The organism is Pseudomonas sp. YQ_5, from assembly GCF_043103305.1.
Lineage (GTDB): Bacteria > Pseudomonadota > Gammaproteobacteria > Pseudomonadales > Pseudomonadaceae > Aquipseudomonas > Aquipseudomonas putida_Y.
Map to the genome: position 1 here is coordinate 1 of NZ_JBICJS010000110.1, position 18,068 is coordinate 18,068.

Consider the following 18,068-nt stretch of genomic DNA (forward strand, 5'->3'; position numbering starts at 1 on the left):
TGCCCGCGAAGCAGGCGCCACAGTTACATCAGGTTACTTCACTTCGACGGCCAGGCTTTCGGCAATCTTGCTCTTCCACAGGGCAGGGCCAGTGATGTGTACCGACTCACCGTTGCTGTCCACGGCGACGGTCACCGGCATGTCCTTGACTTCGAACTCGTAGATCGCCTCCATGCCCAGCTCGGCGAAAGCCAGCACCTTCGACTTGCGGATGGCCTGGGCTACCAGGTAGGCAGCGCCGCCAACGGCCATCAGGTACACAGCCTTGTTGTCCTTGATCGCTTCGATGGCGGTCGGGCCACGCTCGGACTTGCCGATCATGCCCAGCAGGCCAGTCTGCTCAAGGATCTGGCGGGTGAACTTGTCCATGCGGGTAGCAGTGGTCGGGCCGGCTGGGCCTACCACTTCGTCACCCACCGGATCGACCGGGCCTACGTAGTAGATGAAGCGGCCTTTCAGGTCTATCGGCAGTTCTTCGCCACGGTTGAGCATTTCAACCATGCGCTTGTGCGCGGCATCGCGGCCAGTCAGCATCTTGCCGTTGAGCAGGATGGTTTCGCCCGGCTTCCAGCTGGCCACTTCTTCCGGGGTAATGTCGTCGAGGTTGACGCGACGGGCGCTCGGGCCGGCTTCCCAGACGATTTCCGGGTAGGCGTCCAGCGACGGCGCTTCCAGTTCTGCCGGGCCGGTGCCATCGAGCACGAAGTGGGCGTGGCGAGTAGCGGCGCAGTTGGGGATCATGCACACCGGCAAGGACGCCGCGTGGGTCGGGTAGTCCATGATCTTGACGTCGAGCACAGTGGTCAGGCCACCCAGGCCTTGAGCGCCGATGCCCAGCTGGTTGACCTTGTCGAACAGCTCCAGGCGGATTTCTTCCAGGCGGTTCTGTGGGCCACGGGCTTTCAGTTCGTGAATGTCGATGGACTCCATCAACACTTCCTTGGCCATGACCGCGGCCTTCTCGGCGGTACCGCCGATGCCGATGCCGAGCATGCCGGGCGGGCACCAGCCAGCACCCATGGTCGGCACGGTCTTCAGTACCCAGTCGACGATCGAGTCGGACGGATTGAGCATGGCCATCTTCGACTTGTTTTCCGAGCCGCCGCCCTTGGCTGCAACATCCACTTCGACCTTGTCGCCAGGGACGATGGAGTAGTGGATCACTGCCGGGGTGTTGTCCTTGGTGTTCTTGCGGGCACCGGCTGGGTCGGCCAGGATCGAAGCGCGCAGGACGTTCTCAGGCAGGTTGTAGGCGCGACGCACACCTTCGTTGATCATGTCGTCGACGCTCATGGTGGCGCCGTCCCAGCGCACGTCCATGCCCACGCGGATGAACACGGTGACGATACCGGTGTCCTGGCAGATTGGACGATGGCCGGTGGCGCACATGCGCGAGTTGATCAGGATCTGGGCGATGGAGTCGCGTGCAGCAGGCGACTCCTCACGCAGATAGGCCTCGTGCATGGCCTGGATGAAATCGACGGGGTGGTAGTACGAGATGAATTGCAGGGCGTCGGCGACGCTCTGAATCAGGTCGTCTTGCTTGATCACGGTCATGCAGCGCGCTCCTCTTAAAGACGGGAACATTCAAAAAGACGCTCGACATAGCCGACCAGCACGTCGAAACGCCTTGCAAGGCGCCGGCAGGTCAGGCCGACGGAAAAAGGCGCGGCAGTATAGCGCGCATCCGTGCCCGGCACACCTGCGGCCGGTCTGGACCATGGTCGGCAGCGTGCCGGCATCTATTTTGCTGGTGTGCTCTGCTTGGCTTACAGTGAGCCTTGGATAGCAGGAGATGTACCGAACATGCCCGAAATTTGCGTGGGCGAGCGCCGCTGGGTGGTGCCCATTGGCAGCAACCTGCTCGATGCCCTCAACGAGGCGGGGCTGAATGTGCCCTACAGTTGCCGCGCCGGCAGTTGCCACGCTTGTCTGGTGCACTGCCTGGATGGGCAACCGGCGGACGCTTTGCCCGAGGCATTGGCGTTGGAGAAACACGCTCAGGGCTGGCGCCTGGCATGCCAGTGCCGGGTGGTCGAGGACCTGCGTGTGGCGCTATACGACCCCCGGCAGGGTGGCGTACCGGCGCAGGTCTGCGCTTTGGACTGGTTTGGCGATGTATTGCGCCTGCGGGTGCGGCCCGCGCGGGCGGTGCGTTACCTGGCGGGGCAGCATGTGGTGCTGTGGCTGGAGGCGGTTGCTCGGCCTTATTCCCTGGCCAGCCTGCCGGGTGAGGATGATGTTCTCGAGTTTCATATCGATTGCCAGCGACCTGGTGCCTTTTGCGACAGGGCGCGTGGGCTGCAGGTGGGCGATCAGATGCATTTGGGTGAGTTCAGAGGCGGAGCCCTTCATTACGACCCTGATTGGCAGGAGCGGCCGCTGTGGTTGCTGGCCGCGGGAACCGGGCTGGCGCCGCTCTGGGGTATCTTGCGCGAAGCGTTGCGCCTGGGGCATCGGGGCGAAATCCGCGTGCTGCATGTAGCGCGGGATCCGGCGGGGCACTATCTGGCGGAGCCGCTGCTGAAGCTGCCAGGGGTGAGTGTCGAGCTGGTGCTGATGGAACAGATGGATGAAGCGTTGGCCGGGATGCGGCTGTTGTCGCGGCAGACGGTGGTGCTGCTGTGTGGGGCGCCTGGGAGTGTCGAGCGGTTTGCCCGGCGGATGTTCATCGCAGGCGTGCCGCGGGGGCAGGTGTTTGCTGATGTGTTCGTCGAGCATGCCTGAGGGTAGCCTTGTGATGCGAAGGGACCGCAAAGCGGCCCCTCCCTCTTTCATGCGGCGCTGTGCTCGGCGACGGGCACCTCGGCCTGCGCCCGCCGATAGAGAACCAGGTAATACGACCCCAGTCCGATCAACCAGCAGAACACTGCTGTCCACACATTGTGCGACAGGAAGTGCGCCCCCTGCATCATCCTGCCCACCGACAGTATCGACCCTGCTACCAGGGCTACTAAAAACGCCACCCGCGCCAGGCGCGGCTTGCGATCACGCAGCATGAAGAACAAGGCGAACAGGCAGAACCCGGTCGCGGCATGCCCGCCCGGCCAGCACAGCCCAGGCTTGTTGGTAGGCGGCCGTGGTTCCAGCAGCTTGCTGTACGTTTCGGTGCCGCCAAACTGGGTCAGGCTCCAAGGGCACTGCACCTGGGTGACTTTTTTCAGCGGCGTGACAAACGCTGTGGACAAGCCCAGCGCCAGCACCAGGCAGCCTAGTTCACGGCGCCAGCCAAACAGGCGCTTCCAGAAAAGGCTCGCGGCAAAGATCAGCAGCGATATCACCCCCAACAGGATCACCACTTGCTTGACCCGGTCATGCAGGATGTTTTCCAACACGTAACTGTGGCGGCCAATGAACTGCCCGGCAGCGGGGTCGAAGAACAGGTTGGCGACATCCATGTCGACTGAAGTCAGTTCCAGCAGGATCAGGGCCAGCGCAGTCGCCAGGGGAATCCCCAGGTACAGCCAGTAGTTGATCGGGCGAGGGCGGGTGCGTTGCTGCATGACGGCTCCAGGGCGCGAAAAAGATCGGGTATTGTCGGCCGCCCGCTATCCTGTGTCCGTGAAGGATCAGTGAAAAAACTGTCAAGTGGGGTGAATTTTCCCAAGGGCTGGCACCGTGCAGGCATAGGCCTTAAGCTGCGCCTGCCGCGCACCACAGCGAGAAGCGCCGCACAGGAGAAACCGATGCGCATTCTTTTGGTTGAAGACAACCGCGATATCCTGGCCAACCTGGCCGATTACCTGGGCATGAAAGGCTACACCGTCGACTGTGCCCAGGATGGCCTGTCCGGGCTGCATCTGGCCGCCACCGAGCACTACGACCTGATCGTCCTCGACATCATGCTGCCAGGCATTGATGGTTACACCTTGTGCAAGCGCCTGCGCGAAGATGCCCGCCGTGACACGCCGGTGATCATGCTCACTGCCCGTGACCAACTGGACGATCGCCTGCAGGGCTTCCGCTCTGGGGCTGACGACTACCTGCTCAAGCCATTTGCCCTGTCGGAGCTGGCGGCGCGCATCGAAGCGGTGCTGCGCCGTGCCCAGGGCGGTGGGCGGCGCACCCTGCAGGTGGCTGACCTCAGCTACGACCTCGATACCCTCGAGGTAACCCGCCAGGGTCGCCTGCTGAAGCTCAACCCGGTCGGCCTCAAGCTGCTGGCGGTACTGATGCAGAAAAGCCCGCACGTACTGCGCCGCGAGGTGCTGGAAGAAGCCTTGTGGGGCGATGACTGCCCTGATAGCGACAGCCTGCGCAGCCATGTGCATCAGTTGCGCCAGGTGATCGACAAACCGTTTGAAAAACCGTTGCTGCATACCGTCCATGGCGTCGGCTATCGCCTCGCCGAGGGCCGCGATGGAGTTTAAGCAAAGCCTTGCCCAGCGCATCATCATCGCCTTTGCCCTGATGAGCGCGCTGGTGGCCGGGGCCTTCGCATTCGGTATCGTCGCCACGGTGCACCTGGTCGAGGAGCGACTGATTTCTTCGGTACTGGGCGGTGATCTGCAGCGCCTGCTGCGTATGGACAGCGTCAGTGACTGGAGTCATCGGCCTCGCCCGGATCAGCTGTTCTACTTCAGTGGTGGGCGTGACGACTTCGAGCTGCCCAAGGACCTGCGTCACCTCGACCGCGGTTTCCACGAAGTGTTCCGAGACCAGCTGTCGTACCACGCCATGGTCGAGATCGTCGATGGTCGCCGCTATGTACTGCTGCAGGACCAGAGCGACTTCGAGGAGCGTGAGCGCATACTGTTTGCCGTGGTTGTGGTGGGCTTCGTGCTCAGCCTGGTGCTGGCGGTCATCCTTGGCTGGTTGGTTGCACGTCGGGTAATGGCACCGGTCATCCGCCTGGCGCGTCAGGTGCGCCACCGCGATCAGTTACTGGGCCTGGCCCCACCGCTGGCGCCGGATTATGCGGCAGACGAAGTCGGCCAGCTTGCAGTGGCTTTCGACGATACCCTGGGCCGCTTGCGTGATGCGCTGACCCGCGAGCGGCTGTTCACCAGCGACGTCAGCCACGAACTACGCACGCCGTTGATGGTGTTGGCTACCTCTTGCGAGCTTCTGATGGAAAACCCTGGCCTCGATGCCCGCGCGCGCAGCCAGGTGGAGCGGGTTGCGCGGGCTACCGAAGAAATGCGCGAGCTGGTCAAGACCTTCCTCATGTTGGCCCGGGCGCAGCGTGATGAGGGCGCGGTGGCGTCACGGGCGACCCTGCGCGAAGTGGCCGACGAACTTATCGGGGTGTGGCGCGACACCATCGAACAGAAAGGCCTCACCCTGTATTTCGATGGCCGCGTGAGTGCTAGCCCTGTGCTGTACAACGCCACCTTCCTGCAGTCGGTGATGGGCAACCTGCTGCGTAATGCTGCGCACTACACCGACAGTGGGTATATCCGCCTGAGCCTGGAAGCCAACGGTTTCAGCGTAGAAGACAGCGGCGTGGGTATCCCCGAAGAGCAGCGCGAGGCCATGTTCAGGCCGTTCGTGCGCGGCGATGAACGGCGTGGCGAGGGCCTGGGGCTGGGGCTTTCGCTGGTACAGCGGATCTGTGACGACCAGGGCTGGCGTGTCACCCTGACATCCACCTTGCCACATGGCTGCCGCTTCCAGGTGGACCTGAGCAACACCGCGGCCAAAGGTGACCCGGACGCCTTGGTCGGGTAATTTCTTGTATCAGGTCAACTGGTACTCAACGTTTTTTTCACACTGGCATGACCTGATTCCAACGCTTGCATACCTAATGTGGGCGCAATGGAGTCAGGAGATGCCCAATGCGTAGCCCCATCAAGCTTGAATTTTCCGAGAAGTACGACAAAGACCATGCGCGCGAGTACTTTCTCAAGCACCAGGCCGGCCTGGCGCGACGCCTTTCCCACAAGCGAGATGAGCAGTTGGCGCGCCGCGCCTTGGCATTGGCTGGCGAGCCCGGCCTGGTATTGGACCTGCCATGCGGTGCGGGCCGTTTCTGGCCGCTGTTGGCGGAAAAGCCCAATCGGGTAATCATCGGTGCCGACAACTCCGAGGCCATGATCGAGACTGCCTGTGCGGCGCAACCGCCAGAGGTGGTCGCACGGGTACGGCCGTTGCAGACTTCGGCCTTTGCCATCGACCTGCCGGATAACGCCGTCGACAGCATCTTCTGCATGCGCCTGTTCCACCACATTGGCGAGGCGGCGCACAGAAAGACCATACTTTCGGAATTTCAGCGGGTTAGCCGTGATAGTGTGATCCTGTCCCTGTGGGTGGATGGCAACTTCAAGGCCTGGCGCCGGAAAAAGCTGGAGCTGCGCCGTAGCGCCAAAGCCGAACAGGATAATTACCAGAACCGTTTCGTGTTACCTGCCGAAACGGTCGAAGAAGAATTCAGGGCTGCCGGCTTCAGAATCCAGGAACGCCTCGACTTCCTGCCGTTCTATGCCATGTGGCGAGTCTACGTATTGCGTAAGGGGTAGTGTTTGATGGCTGTAGCCCATAAAGGGGAATCGCGGTTCGATTTTTACTGGCGTCAGCAAGGCGAGTGGGTCGAGGAGCCTAACCAGCGCCGCGGCGGTGAAAGTGGCGTGCAACGCCTCAACGATGCCAATGGCAAGCTGTTGTATGCCAAGCGCCAGGTTGGGCATATCTACCGCAGCCTGTTGCACCCTTTTGGTCGGCCGACGGTATTGCGTGAACTCGATGCGCTGAACAGTTTCGAGCAGTTGGGCGTGCGTGTACCGCGTATCGTCTTCTGTGGTGCGGAGCGCGATGCCGAGCACCAGTGGCGCGCGCTGCTGGTCAGCGAAGCGCTGGACGGTTTTGTCGAACTCGACACCTGGCATGCCGAAGGTGCCCGCGAGCGTTACCCGCAGGTGGTGCATGAGCGCATGCTCAAGGACCTGGCGGAAAACCTGGCGCGGATGCACCTGGGGCACTGGCAACACGGCTGCCTGTATGGCAAGCACGTATTCATCAAGGTGATCGGCGAGGGCGACCAGGCTCGCGTCGAAGTGGCGCTGCTGGACCTGGAAAAGTGCAGGCGGCGTATCAGTTGCCAGCGTGCGGCCGGCAATGACTTGCGTCAGCTACGCCGCCATTCGTCGCTCAATGACGCAGAATGGCGGACACTGCTCTACTTTTACAAGATGGCGTTTGGCAGCGCTGTCAAAGGGTTAGAGTAATGAAACTAGAAATTGCTCGAGCTTTGTTCCTGGTAGCTGGCCTGGCGGTGACCACCGTGGCGGTGGCTGCCTGGGAAGAGCCGAGACCGACGGTGTTCAGCAAGGCAGAAATGGCAGACCAATGCGCGTTGCCGCGGGATGCAAAACCGCAGCAGGCCCGGACCGAGCCGGACCATGACCTTTTGCTGTTCCTGTTTGGCTTGCGTCAAGGGTTGCGTCCATTCGGTTGAACCCTGCGTTAGCTGGAAAAACCAGAGGCCTCGCGATTGCGGGGCCTCTGGCTTTTTGCGCCTGCGTTGCCGGCCTCTTCGCGGGCAAGCCCGCGCCCACAGTTTGGCTCAAGCGATTGCAGGTTCCTTGGCGCTCGCCTTGTGCGCCAGCAGGGTGTAGATACATGGCAACACAAACAAGGTAAACAGCGTGCCAATCGACATCCCGGTGGCAATCACCATACCGATGTCAAAACGGCTGACCGCTCCCGCCCCGGTTGCCAGAATCAGCGGCACCATGCCGAACACCATTGCCGCCGTGGTCATCAGCACCGGCCGCAGGCGAATGGCCGCTGCTTCCTCGATCGCTTCGCGCACGCTCAGGCCCCGCTCCTGACGTAGCTGATTGGCGAACTCTACGATCAGGATACCGTGCTTGCTGATCAGTCCGATCAAAGTCACCAGCCCGACCTGGGTGTAGATGTTCATGCTCGACACACCCAGGAACAGCGGCAAAAGCGCGCCACAGATCGACAACGGCACTGTCACCAGAATCACCAACGGGTCGCGGAAGCTTTCGAACTGGGCAGCCAGTACAAGGAAAATGATCGCCAGCGCCAGGCCGAAGGTGACCCACAATGCGCTACCTTCCTGAACGTACTGCCGGGCCGCGCCGGCGTAGTCGAAGGCAAAGCCTTCCGGGGCCTCTTCGCGAGCTATGTCCTGCACGGTCTTCAGCGCCTCGCCCAGGCTGACCATGGGTACACCCTGGATGATCGCAGCGTTCAGTTGCTGGAACTGGTTGAGCTGACGTGGGCGAGCACGGTCGGTGAGGGTGATCAGGGTCGACAGCGGCAGCAATTGGCCCTGGTCGTTCTTCACGTAGTAATTGTTCAGCCAGCCGGGGTTGTCGCGGTACGGCCGTTCAACCTGGGCGATCACCTTGTAACTGCGGCCCTCAAGGGTGAAACGGTTGATTTCCGCCTCGCCCAGCAGGGTCGCCAGGGTGCTGCCGATGGTGTCCATCGACACCCCCATCTGTGCCGCCTTTGCCCGGTCGATGTCTACCACCACTTCGGGCTTGTCGAAGGCAAGATCGATATCGAGGAAGGCGAACTTGCCCGATTCCTGAGCGCGCTTCTTGATGCGTTGGGCCACTTCCAACAGTGCCGGGTAGTCGCCAGCGGTATTGATCACAAACTGGAACGGCAAGCCCTCGCCAGTGCCGGGCAACGACGGCAGGTTGAAGCCGAAGATCTGCAGCCCGCTGATTTCCTCGAGTTTGGCCTGCACCAGCGGCAGTAGCTCCATCTGTGTGCGTTCACGTTCGTTCCAAGGCTTGAGCAAAAAGCCACCGATACCGGTCTGCACGCCATTGAAACCGTTGATCTGAAACGACGAATAGTATTCGGGGAAGGTCTTGAACAGCGGTGTGAACTCGTCGGTGTAGGCATTGAGATAGTCGAGGTTGGTCGGCTGGGGCGAGCTGCTCATCATGAAGATCACCCCTTGGTCCTCGTTGGGCGCCAGTTCATTCTGGGTGAACTTGAGCAGCACCGGGATCAGGCACAGGACGATCACGGCAAACACCAGCACCACCGGCCGGCTGTCGAGGGTGGCGTGCAGCAAGCGCTGGTAGCGCCCCTTCAGGCGTTCGAACAGCTGGTCGAGGCGGTGGGCCAGGCCGCTCGGGTTCTGCTCCCGGCGCAGCAGCAAGGCGCACATCATTGGCGACAGGGTAAGGGCAACGATACCGGAAATGATCACCGCCCCGGCCAGCGTCAGGGCAAACTCCTTGAACAGCGCGCCAGTGAGCCCGGTGAGGAAGCCGATCGGTGCATACACGGCGGCAAGGGTGATGGTCATGGACACCACTGGCATGGCAATTTCGCGCGCGCCTTGCAGGGCAGCGTCGAACGGCGACTTGCCTTCTTCCATGTGCCGGTGGATGTTTTCCACCACCACAATGGCATCGTCCACCACCAGGCCGATGGCCAGCACCATGGCTAGCAGGGTCAGCAGGTTGAGTGAGTAGCCCATCATCTGCATGAAAAACAGTACACCGATCATCGACAACGGTATGGTCACCACCGGAATCAGCACCGAGCGCAGGGCGCCGAGGAACAGGAACACCACCACGATGACGATCAGCACTGCTTCGCCCAAGGTCTTGATCACTTCGTCGATCGAAGCCTGGATGAACCGCGTGGCGTCGTAGGCAATCGACACTTTCAGTGCCGAGGGCAGCTGGCTTTCCAGCTCTGGCATGATGCGCCGCACTTCCTTGATGACATCCAGCGGGTTGGCGGCCGGGGTGGCCTTGATGCCGATATAGACCGACGGGGTGCCGTCGAACGAGCTGACCGTGTCGTAGTTTTCTGCGCCCATCTCGACCCGCGCCACATCGCCCAGCAGCACGCGGCTGTCACCGCTGGTCTTGAGCGGCAGGGCGGCGAACGCCTCGGCCGACTTCAGCTCGGTACTGGCGTTTACGCTGGTGACCACGTATTCGCCTTTGACCTCGCCTGCGGCGGAAAGGAAGTTGTAGCGGCGTACGGCATTGGTCACGTCGGTAGCCGAAAGGCCGAAACCGGCCAGTTTCACCGGGTCCAGCCACAAACGCATGGCGAACACCTGGTTGCCGAGGATCTCCGCCTCGGCCATGCCCGGCAAAGTGGCCAGCTTGGGCTGGATAACCCGTGACAGGTAGTCGGTGATCTGCGGGTTACTCATTTCCTTGCTGTAGAAGCTGACGTACATCAGCGCCGAGGCGTCGGCAGCTTCCTTGCTCAGTACCGGGTCTTCGGAGTCCTGGGGTAACTTGTTGCGCACCTCATTGGCCTTGGCCAGCAGCTCGGTGAACAGTCGGTCGCTGTCGGCGCCAATGCGCGCGTAAATGGAAATGATCGAGAAGTTCTGCCGGCTCACCGAGGTCATGTAGTCGATGCCTTCGGCACTGGCCAGGCTCTGCTGCAATGGTTGGGTGATGTAGCCCTGGATGGTTTCGGCGTTGGCCCCGGGGTAGGCAGTGGTGACCGTGATCAGGGCGTTTTCCATTTGCGGGTACTGGCGGATCTGCAGCTTGTTCCAGGCCTGGAAGCCGAGCAGCAGAATCAGCAGGCTGACCACGCTGGCCAGCACCGGGCGGCGGATGAACGGGTCGGTGAACGCCATGCCAGCCTCCTGTCAGTCCTTGGCCGCTGCGCCCGGTTCGGGCTTGAGGGCGTTGTCCTGGCCAATGCGTATCGCGGCACCGGGGGTGAGTTTCAGCTGCCCTGCGGTGACCACCTGTTCCCCGGCCTGCAGGCCTTTGCTGACCACAACCACACCGTCTCGGCGCTCGCCAGTCTGTACTGTGCGCTGTTCGGCGACCAGCAGGGGTTGGCCCTTGTCGTCGTTTTCCTGCTTGCCGTTCTTGTCCTTTTTCGGTGAGACGACATACACCGAGTTGCCATACAGGGTGTAGGTAATGGCGCTTTCCGGCACCACCACTTGCGGCTGCGGGTTGGGCAGCAGGATCAACAGGCTGGCGAACATGCCTGGCAGCAGTTTGCCGTCGGGGTTGGCCATGGTGGCGCGTACCAGCAGGTTGCGCGTGGTTTCCTCGACCTTGGGGTTGATGGCGCTGAGGTTGGCGGGGAAGCGCTGGCCCGGATAGGCGGCCACTTGCACCAGCACCTGCTGGCCCAGGCTCAGGTGTGGCAGGGCCTGTTCCGGCACGTTGAAGTCTACGTACAGGCTGGACGTGTCTTGCAGGGTGGCGATCACCGTGCCGGCGGCCAGGTACTGGCCGATGTCTACCTGGCGGATGCCGATGGTGCCGTTGAAAGGTGCATTGAGTCTCTTCTTGATCTTCTGCGCCCTGAGCTGCTCGACCACTGCCTGGTTGCGCCGGTACTGGGAGGAAAGGCGGTCAAATTCGCCGCGGGAGATGGCCGAATCGCCGACCAGCTGGCTGCCACGGCCGAAATCGACCTTGGCCAGGCCCAGGTCGGCCTGGGCGGTGCCGAGCAGGGCTGTTTCCTGATCGTCGTTGAGCTGCAATAGCAGTTGCCCGGCCTTGACCTGCTGGCCTGAGTCGAAGTGCAGGGATTTGACGATGCCTTCCACCTCCAGGCTCAGATCCACGCCCTGCAGCGCTTTGAGGCTGCCGACCGCGGGCAGGCGCTCTTGCCACTGGCGCTGTTCGGCCATGGCAGCCGCCACGGTGATGGGGGGCTTGGGGGCAGTGAACATCTGGATCTGCTGGTAGATCGAGAAGGCTTTGTAACCCCCCAGGGCCAGCACGATCAGCAGAACCACGGCCAACATGATGAGCATGCGGCGGCGCAGCATAGGTCCGGTTCCTTGGATGCAGTTGTTATTCGCTTCTACACGACAACGGGCGATCCTGCCCACGTGCGGATGGGGGAAGTATTGACTGTTTTTCGGGAGGAGGGGCGTGAAATGCCTGTGCCGGCCTTTTCGCGGCTAAAGCCGCTCCTACAGGGACCGTGTAGAACCCTGTGGAATCGGCTTTAGCCGCGAAAGAGGCAGTGAATGCAACAGAAAAATCAGACGAGATGCAGGTGGTTGTCCCAGAAACCGGACGGCAGGTTCATCGGTTGCCCGACCAGTTCGGCCTTGCGGCAATCGTAGAACCGGCAACGGCCCTGCCCGGAGGTGACGACAAAGCCGTCCTTCACTGCGCCAACGCCTGCGCAGTCGGGCATCGGGGCATCCAGCCGCACCGCGCCGCTGTCCAGGTCCCAGACGAACAGGCGATTGGCCCGCGGCGCCGTCAGCGCTACCAGCCGCAGCTCGCTGTGGATGGCAACGCTTGCGGTGTATTGGGCCATGGCTTGCAGTTGCCGCTCCGGCACCGGAAAGGCCTTGAATGGCTCGCCCGGGCGCTTGATCGCCAGCAGCTCGGCAGTTTCATCGGCATCGCCCATGAACTGCTGGCAGGCGGCGATGGTGCCATCGCTGGCCACTGCCAGGTGTCGCACGCTGTTCATCTGCTGGGCCAGGATTTCCTTGCTCAGCAGGGTGCCGTCACGCTGCATCAGCACCAGGCTAGGTTGCATGGCATCGAGGTTCATCTCGACACGGCTTTCGGCTTCGGTACGGATACCGCCATTGGCCACGACCAGCGTTTCGCCGTCGGGCAGCCAGGCAACCTCGTGCGGGCCGATACCGTGGGTCGGGATCTCGCCGGTGTGCACCAGGCGCTCGCCTTCGAAACGGTACACGCCAAGCACGCCGCGCCCCGGGTCGGTGGTGTCGTTCTCGGTGGCATACAGCCATTCGCCTTCTTTGTGTACCACGGCATGGCCATAGAAGTGCCGGTTAGGCTGCGAGGCTACCGTTTGCAGCAGGCGCCCGTCACGCAGGTCGATCAGGTAGCTTTCGGTACCAGGGCGGCGGGCGACGAACAGGGCGATTGGCTGCTCGGGGTGGTGGATGATGGCATGGCAACGCTGAGCGACCTGGGTGCTGAACACCTGTGTGCCGTCCAGGCGAAAACCTACGGCAAAGTGCTGGCCGTTGCCGTTGTCACGCGCCGAGAGCAGCAAGGGTTCGCTGCCTTTGTTGCGGAACAGGCTCCAGCCGCCCAAGGTGAGGGCACTGAGCAATACGCTACCGAGTTTGAGTGCCTGGCGTCGCAGCATGATCAGTCACCGTCGTTGGCATTGAAGCCCAGCTGGATGTTCAGTGCCTTGGCCAGATCGCTTTCGTGCAGGCGATGGACGACGTTGAGGCTGTCGTAGATCTGGTTGAGGGTTTGCTGACCGGCGTCGTCGGCCAGCAGCTCACCCAGCGTTTTCTGGTTATCGGCCAGCAACTTGAGCGAGGTAGCGTAGGCGGCGTCGATCTTGTCCGCCAGCGCTTTCTGACCGCTGGGCAACAGGCCGCGCAGGCCCTGGTTGTCTACCCCGACCCAGACGGCTTCGGCGGCCTTGAGGCTGGCCTGCAGGCTGTTCATCGAGTTGTGGCTGCGCCAGGCCTCGGCCTGCAACGGCTGCGGGATGCCCTTGCTCTGACGGCCCATCGGTGCGCCGAGCTTCTTCTTCAGGGTGTCCAGGGCGGTAACCTGGGCGCGCAGCAGATCGGCGATCGCCTCGTGGGAGTCGGCGTAGCGCTGGTTGGGGAACTTGGTCATCTGCGAGAGCATGCCGTCGGTGCTGTTCCAGCCTTTGAGAATTTCCTCTGCCAAGGCCTTCTGGTGCGCGCCGATGGCCACCAGCAGCGGGCAGTAGCGGGCCTTCTGCTCGGCAGTGGCGATGTCCGGCTTGCTGTCGAACAGGATGTACTCATAGGCCGACAGGCCACGTACCACTACGCTGGACTTGCCCAAAGCCTCAGCATCAACTGGCTTGTCGCCGTTGACCAGTTGCTCGACCTGACGGCCGACCAGGTTTTTCTTGTCGGGCCAGAACTGTACCTGCCAGGCGCGGTTGCCTTCGGCCAACGGGCCGACCAGCAGCGGCTGAAGCTCGGCCCAGGCTTTTTGTGCGTTGAGGAAGTCGGCGCGGGCTTTGTCCAGGCTTTCCTTGCCTTCGCAGTAGGCCAGGGCGCTGGCAGCCAACGTACGGTCGGCTTCGACCCAGCGGCTGTAGGTAGGCAGGATCACCTGGTTGGCGATGGCGGCGGAGGTCACTGCTTGCGGGTCTTGCGGCGAGCAGGCACCGAGGGCGAGTGCGGCGAGGCTTGTGAACAACAGTTTGGGTCGGAACATGCCCGGCTCCTTTGTGCGTTTAAAGTGAGTTCAGGAACGCCAGCAACGCGGCGCGCTGCTCGGCATTGAAAGTGAGTACGAAGTTGCGTGCCGCCTCGGCTTCGCCACCATGCCACAGCACGGCTTCAAGCAGGTTGCGGGCGCGGCCGTCATGCAGGAACTGGCTGTGGCCACTGACCGTTTCGCTCAGGCCGATGCCCCACAGCGGCGCGGTGCGCCAGTCCTGGCCGTTGGCGGCAAATTCGGTGCGCTCGTCGGCCAGCCCCGGGCCCATGTCATGCAGCAGCAGGTCGCTGTAGGGGCGGATGACCTGGTTGGCCAACTCTGGTTCGGCGGCGTCGGCGGCGGTGGTGAACTGCGGTGTGTGGCAACCTTGGCAACCTGCCTGGTAGAACAGATTCTTGCCCGCCAGTACCTGTGGCGAGCCGACGTCGCGGCGGGCCGGCACAGCCAGGTTGCGGGTGTAGAACGTGACCAGGCGCAGGATGTTGTCGCTGACTTCTTTCTCGCCATCGGCCCCGTCGCCGTTGGGTGCGGACAGGCAGGCGGTTTGTGCCGGGGTGCAATCGTCCTTGGGCAGCAGGGTGCTGGTCAGACCCATGTCGCCGGCAAAGGCGTGCACGTTCTGCTGGTTGACGTTGGGCTGCCCGGCTTTCCAGCCGAAGCGGCCGATCACCGTTTTACCCTGGGCATCGTCCCATACACGGTTGGCCCGCCCGCGGATGCCATCGCGGTTGCGGTCGTCCGGGTCTTCGTTGGCCAGCAGGTCGGCTTCGGGGATAGCTTCAAGCAGGCCCAGGCCGATCATTGGTGGTGCCACCCGCGCCGAAAAGCGCGTGTCGGGGTGCATCACACCATAGCCGAGCTGGGTAATTTGCAGGGCTGGCTTGCGCAACTCGACCTGGTGGCCGTCCTTGAATGACACGGTTTCGCTGGAGTAGCTGACCCGCACCTTGCCTTCCGGCGCCACGCCGGGGATGGCCATGTCCTGCAACTGAGTGCCATAGACTGGCTCTGGCACCACGCCGAGGCGCTCGATCACTTTGGCCAGGTAGGGTTGGTCGGGGATCGACAAGCGCACCAGCATACCCACCGCGTTGCTGTCACCCGGCTCTGGTGGGTGGCCACGGCCATCGCGCACGTGGCAGTTCTGACAGGCGTTGGTATTGAACAGCGGGCCCAGACCATCACGCGCGGTGGTGGTGGACGGGGCAATCACCCAGGGGTTGCGAAAGAAGCTGTTGCCAACGGCGAAGTCCAGGCGCAGCTCTGGCGAGAGGTTGGCCGAGGGCAGGGAATAGGCATTGCGATCGCTGCGCTGCACGGTCGCCTTGCCACCCGATAACGCTTCGCCGGGCTCGGCGTGGGTGAAACGCGGGGCGTCGTCACAGGCGGCCAGGGCACAGGCCAGCAGCAGGGGGGGGAGTCGGGACAGCGACAAGGACATCGAGAATCCTGGGCGTGAGCGAAAAACCGGCGTGCAGCTTAGCAGGCCCAGGATCATTGAATAAGAGCAATTTGCGTTTGCTTGATGAAATTGCCGCGAGCGCAGTTGGTCAGGCCATATAGAGCATGAAGTGTCGGTTGACCAGGTTGACGATCAGGTTCTTGTTGCCGCCACCGCGATTATCGCCGGTGACTTCGATGACTTGTTCGCTGGTGTATTCCATGGAAGAGGCAGTAATGCACTTGACTGCGTCCTCGTGCGCAGGTTGCCAGTAGTCCTGGAATATCCAGATGCTGGTGTCGGCAGACGGGCCGAGGATCAGGCGCAAGGCCTTGTGGTTCTCAGTCGATCTGCCGATCCATGGGATGGCCAGCGAGCCATTCCAGACGTGCTGGGCGCCGACTGCCAGGCTGTTGCTGCGGTTTTCACCGTCGATCAGGGTCAAGGTATAAGGAGTGTTATTGGCGATGGAGCGCAAGTAGGTGACGTTGGCCATGTGGTGTTTCCTCTTAATGTTCAGTTTTCGGGCGGGGTAAGGGGCTAGTCGGGGCGCGATAGACATAGGCCGCGAGCAAGGTGATTTCGTTGAACGGGGGGTCGAGCTCGGCGGGATGAAAGCGACCGAGCAGTTGCAGCCCTTGGTCACTGGCGACCGCTTCGAACATCCGGCGGTCGGTTTCGTTGGGGTCGTACAGGTAGATCTTGCCGGGGCGGGCAACTACCCGGCACATTTCCTCGGCCACGTGGTGGGTAATCGGAGCGCCCATCAGCGTCACGTGAGGGACTGCATGGTCGTCGAGGGGAAAGTCCGGAGCATCGTATTCGTATACGACGATGAGGTTGGGGATGTGCCCGCCTGCGAACGGCCCGTTGGAGATGAGCTGGCCGGCCTTGTTCAGGTTGTACGCATCGTTGAATCCGGTAATGAGGTCCCCCCCATTCATGCGTTGGACGATTCGGCCTTCGCCCCAGACATCAAGAATCTGCAGCACTGTGCCTCCTGTTAGCTTTGATCGAAGGCCTACAGGATGAGCATCTGCGCGTACGCCAGGCAGCAGGAAGCGTTTTACCCGGCAGCAAATGAAAACGCCCGGCACAAGGCCGGGCGTTTGCGTTGAAGCGCTACAGCAGGATCAGAACTCGTGATCCGCAGTGTCCGGGTTCAGGTTGGCAATACCCAGCTTGCCCGCGGCCTGCTCAATCGCCCCGGTCTGCTTGACCAGTGCGGCGATTGCGTCACGCACGACCTGGTTACCTGCAGCATTGTCGGCGGCGATCAGCTGGTCGTAGTGCTCGCCTTTGAGGGCATGGTCGGCGATTACCTGAAGCTTGGCCTCGGTGGCTTCCAGGTCGGCCTTGAGGGTTGCATCGGCGGCTGGGTCAACCTTGGCGACCAGCGACGAAAGGCTAGGGCCGGTCAGCTTGGTGCCGTCCGGGCGGGTGTACTCGCCCAGGTAGACGTTGCGGATGCCCTTGGCGTCGTAGAAGTGCGAGTAGTGGGTGTTGTCGCTGAAGCAGTCCTGCTCGTCTTCCGGCGAGTTGGCTTCCAGCGAAACTTTCATGCGCTCACCCGCCAGTTCGCCCAGCGACAGGCTGCCCATGCCGAACAGCATCTTGCGCAGGCCGTCATTGACAGGCTCGGCTTCCAGCTTGGCGCGGTAGTTGTCGGCGACGTTCGGTGCCCAGTTGCCGACCATCTCTTCGAGGTCGGTGACCAGCAGGTCGGTAACCGCTTTCAGGTAGGCACGGCGGCGGTCATTGTGGCCGCCAGTAGCGCCCTGGCCTTCCAGGTAGTCGGATGCCGGACGGTTGCCAGCGCCTGGGCCGGTACCGTTCAGGTCCTGGCCCCAGAGCAGGAACTCGATGGCGTGATAGCCCGTGGCAACGTTGGCTTCGGAGCCAGCCAGCTCGTTCAGGCCAGCCAGTTTTTCGGGGGTGATGTCCTTGACGTCGACCTTCTCTTCACCCACCTGGATCTCGGTGTTGGCAATGATGTTGGCGCTGGCCGCCGGGTTGCCCAAGGCGTGCTCGTAGCTCTTGTCGACATAGTCGATCAGGCCTTCGTCCAGGGGCCAGGCGTTCACCTGGCCTTCCCAGTCGTCGATGATGGTGTTGCCAAAGCGGAAGGCTTCGCTCTGCAGGTACGGTACGCGTGCGGCGAACCAGGCTTGCTTGGCGGCCTTCAGGGTTTCGTCGTTGGGCTTGGCCAGGAACGCGTCGACTGCGGTCTGCAGCGTCTTGGCAGTGCTCAGCGAGTCGCTGTACACGGCGTAGACCATGTCGGTGTAATGCTTGACCACGGCTTTGCCGGCTGCTTCGTCGACAGCGCCTGGCGCAGCAGCGGTGGTGGCAGCAGCAGCAGGTGCCTGGGCTTGCGCCGCGGCGGCTTTTTCGTCCTTGCCTTCACCGCAACCGGCGAGGGCGATGGCAATGGCCAGCAGACTGGCGGAGGCCAGAGGCATTCGAATCATTATTGGTTTTCCTGCATCGTGTGGTTGGACCAAGGGGTGGACCGTGCGCCGTGGCACGCG

16 protein-coding genes are annotated in these 18,068 nt (G+C 62.3%); 6 read left to right on the plus strand and 10 right to left on the minus strand.

The window, feature by feature from the left end:
- Positions 1 to 33: 33 nt before the first annotated feature.
- Positions 34 to 1,557: a fumarate hydratase gene (locus tag ACF8EA_RS23920; RefSeq protein ID WP_392523505.1), complete on the minus strand. Its 1,524-nt coding sequence runs from the start codon at positions 1,555 to 1,557 to the stop codon at positions 34 to 36.
- A 249-nt stretch (positions 1,558 to 1,806) separates the two neighbouring features.
- On the opposite strand from ACF8EA_RS23920, the gene ACF8EA_RS23925 reads away from it, so the two are divergent.
- On the plus strand, positions 1,807 to 2,727 hold the full coding sequence (locus ACF8EA_RS23925) for an iron-sulfur-binding ferredoxin reductase (RefSeq protein WP_392523506.1): 921 nt from the start codon (positions 1,807 to 1,809) through the stop codon (positions 2,725 to 2,727).
- Positions 2,728 to 2,774: 47 nt separating this feature from the next.
- Here the strand turns inward: ACF8EA_RS23925 and ACF8EA_RS23930 are convergent, their stop codons facing one another.
- Positions 2,775 to 3,503: a phosphatase PAP2 family protein gene (locus ACF8EA_RS23930; RefSeq protein WP_392523508.1), complete on the minus strand. Its 729-nt coding sequence runs from the start codon at positions 3,501 to 3,503 to the stop codon at positions 2,775 to 2,777.
- 183 nt (positions 3,504 to 3,686) lie between these two features.
- Between ACF8EA_RS23930 and colR the strand changes: the two genes are divergently transcribed.
- The 5 genes from colR to ACF8EA_RS23955 all read left to right on the plus strand — a co-directional run bounded on the left by colR (position 3,687) and on the right by ACF8EA_RS23955 (position 7,393).
- Entirely contained in the window at positions 3,687 to 4,370 is a 684-nt protein-coding gene (gene colR, locus ACF8EA_RS23935) for a two-component system response regulator ColR (protein ID WP_003255215.1), read from the plus strand.
- On the plus strand, positions 4,360 to 5,670 hold the full coding sequence (locus ACF8EA_RS23940; RefSeq protein ID WP_021781816.1) for a HAMP domain-containing sensor histidine kinase: 1,311 nt from the start codon (positions 4,360 to 4,362) through the stop codon (positions 5,668 to 5,670). The genes colR and ACF8EA_RS23940 overlap by 11 nt, the downstream gene beginning before the upstream one ends.
- A gap of 107 nt (positions 5,671 to 5,777) precedes the next feature.
- Positions 5,778 to 6,458: a class I SAM-dependent methyltransferase gene (locus tag ACF8EA_RS23945; RefSeq protein ID WP_021781817.1), complete on the plus strand. Its 681-nt coding sequence runs from the start codon at positions 5,778 to 5,780 to the stop codon at positions 6,456 to 6,458.
- A 6-nt stretch (positions 6,459 to 6,464) separates the two neighbouring features.
- Positions 6,465 to 7,163 (plus strand): lipopolysaccharide kinase InaA family protein, encoded by a 699-nt coding sequence (locus tag ACF8EA_RS23950; protein ID WP_021781818.1) that lies wholly within the window; start codon positions 6,465 to 6,467, stop codon positions 7,161 to 7,163.
- A complete protein-coding gene (locus ACF8EA_RS23955) occupies positions 7,163 to 7,393 on the plus strand; it encodes a hypothetical protein (protein ID WP_021781819.1) in 231 nt (76 codons plus the stop codon). Before ACF8EA_RS23950 ends, ACF8EA_RS23955 begins: the two co-directional genes overlap by 1 nt.
- A 108-nt stretch (positions 7,394 to 7,501) precedes the next feature.
- On the opposite strand, the gene ACF8EA_RS23960 is transcribed toward ACF8EA_RS23955, so the two are convergent.
- The 8 genes from ACF8EA_RS23960 to ACF8EA_RS23995 form a co-directional block, all read right to left on the minus strand.
- Positions 7,502 to 10,546 carry a multidrug efflux RND transporter permease subunit gene (locus tag ACF8EA_RS23960; protein WP_392523509.1) on the minus strand — a complete coding sequence of 1,015 codons (3,045 nt, stop codon included), beginning with the start codon at positions 10,544 to 10,546 and terminating at the stop codon, positions 7,502 to 7,504.
- A 12-nt stretch (positions 10,547 to 10,558) separates the two neighbouring features.
- The gene (locus ACF8EA_RS23965) at positions 10,559 to 11,707 is read right to left on the minus strand and encodes an efflux RND transporter periplasmic adaptor subunit (protein WP_392523511.1); all 1,149 of its coding nucleotides are present in this window, start codon (positions 11,705 to 11,707) and stop codon (positions 10,559 to 10,561) included.
- Positions 11,708 to 11,925: 218 nt separating this feature from the next.
- Positions 11,926 to 13,023: a DUF1513 domain-containing protein gene (locus tag ACF8EA_RS23970; RefSeq protein ID WP_392523513.1), complete on the minus strand. Its 1,098-nt coding sequence runs from the start codon at positions 13,021 to 13,023 to the stop codon at positions 11,926 to 11,928.
- Positions 13,024 to 13,025: 2 nt separating this feature from the next.
- Complete coding sequence (locus ACF8EA_RS23975) at positions 13,026 to 14,090, minus strand: imelysin family protein (protein WP_021781823.1); 1,065 nt, start codon at positions 14,088 to 14,090, stop codon at positions 13,026 to 13,028.
- Between the two features lie 19 nt (positions 14,091 to 14,109).
- A complete protein-coding gene (locus ACF8EA_RS23980; RefSeq protein WP_392523514.1) occupies positions 14,110 to 15,537 on the minus strand; it encodes a di-heme oxidoredictase family protein in 1,428 nt (475 codons plus the stop codon).
- 109 nt (positions 15,538 to 15,646) lie between these two features.
- Positions 15,647 to 16,033, minus strand: coding sequence for a hypothetical protein (locus ACF8EA_RS23985; RefSeq protein WP_252458816.1), 387 nt, complete (start codon positions 16,031 to 16,033; stop codon positions 15,647 to 15,649).
- A 13-nt stretch (positions 16,034 to 16,046) separates the two neighbouring features.
- Positions 16,047 to 16,529, minus strand: coding sequence for a hypothetical protein (locus ACF8EA_RS23990; RefSeq protein WP_021781826.1), 483 nt, complete (start codon positions 16,527 to 16,529; stop codon positions 16,047 to 16,049).
- A gap of 141 nt (positions 16,530 to 16,670) precedes the next feature.
- Positions 16,671 to 18,008, minus strand: a complete 1,338-nt coding sequence (locus ACF8EA_RS23995) for an imelysin family protein (RefSeq protein ID WP_392523516.1) — start codon at positions 18,006 to 18,008, stop codon at positions 16,671 to 16,673.
- Positions 18,009 to 18,068: the final 60 nt, after the last annotated feature.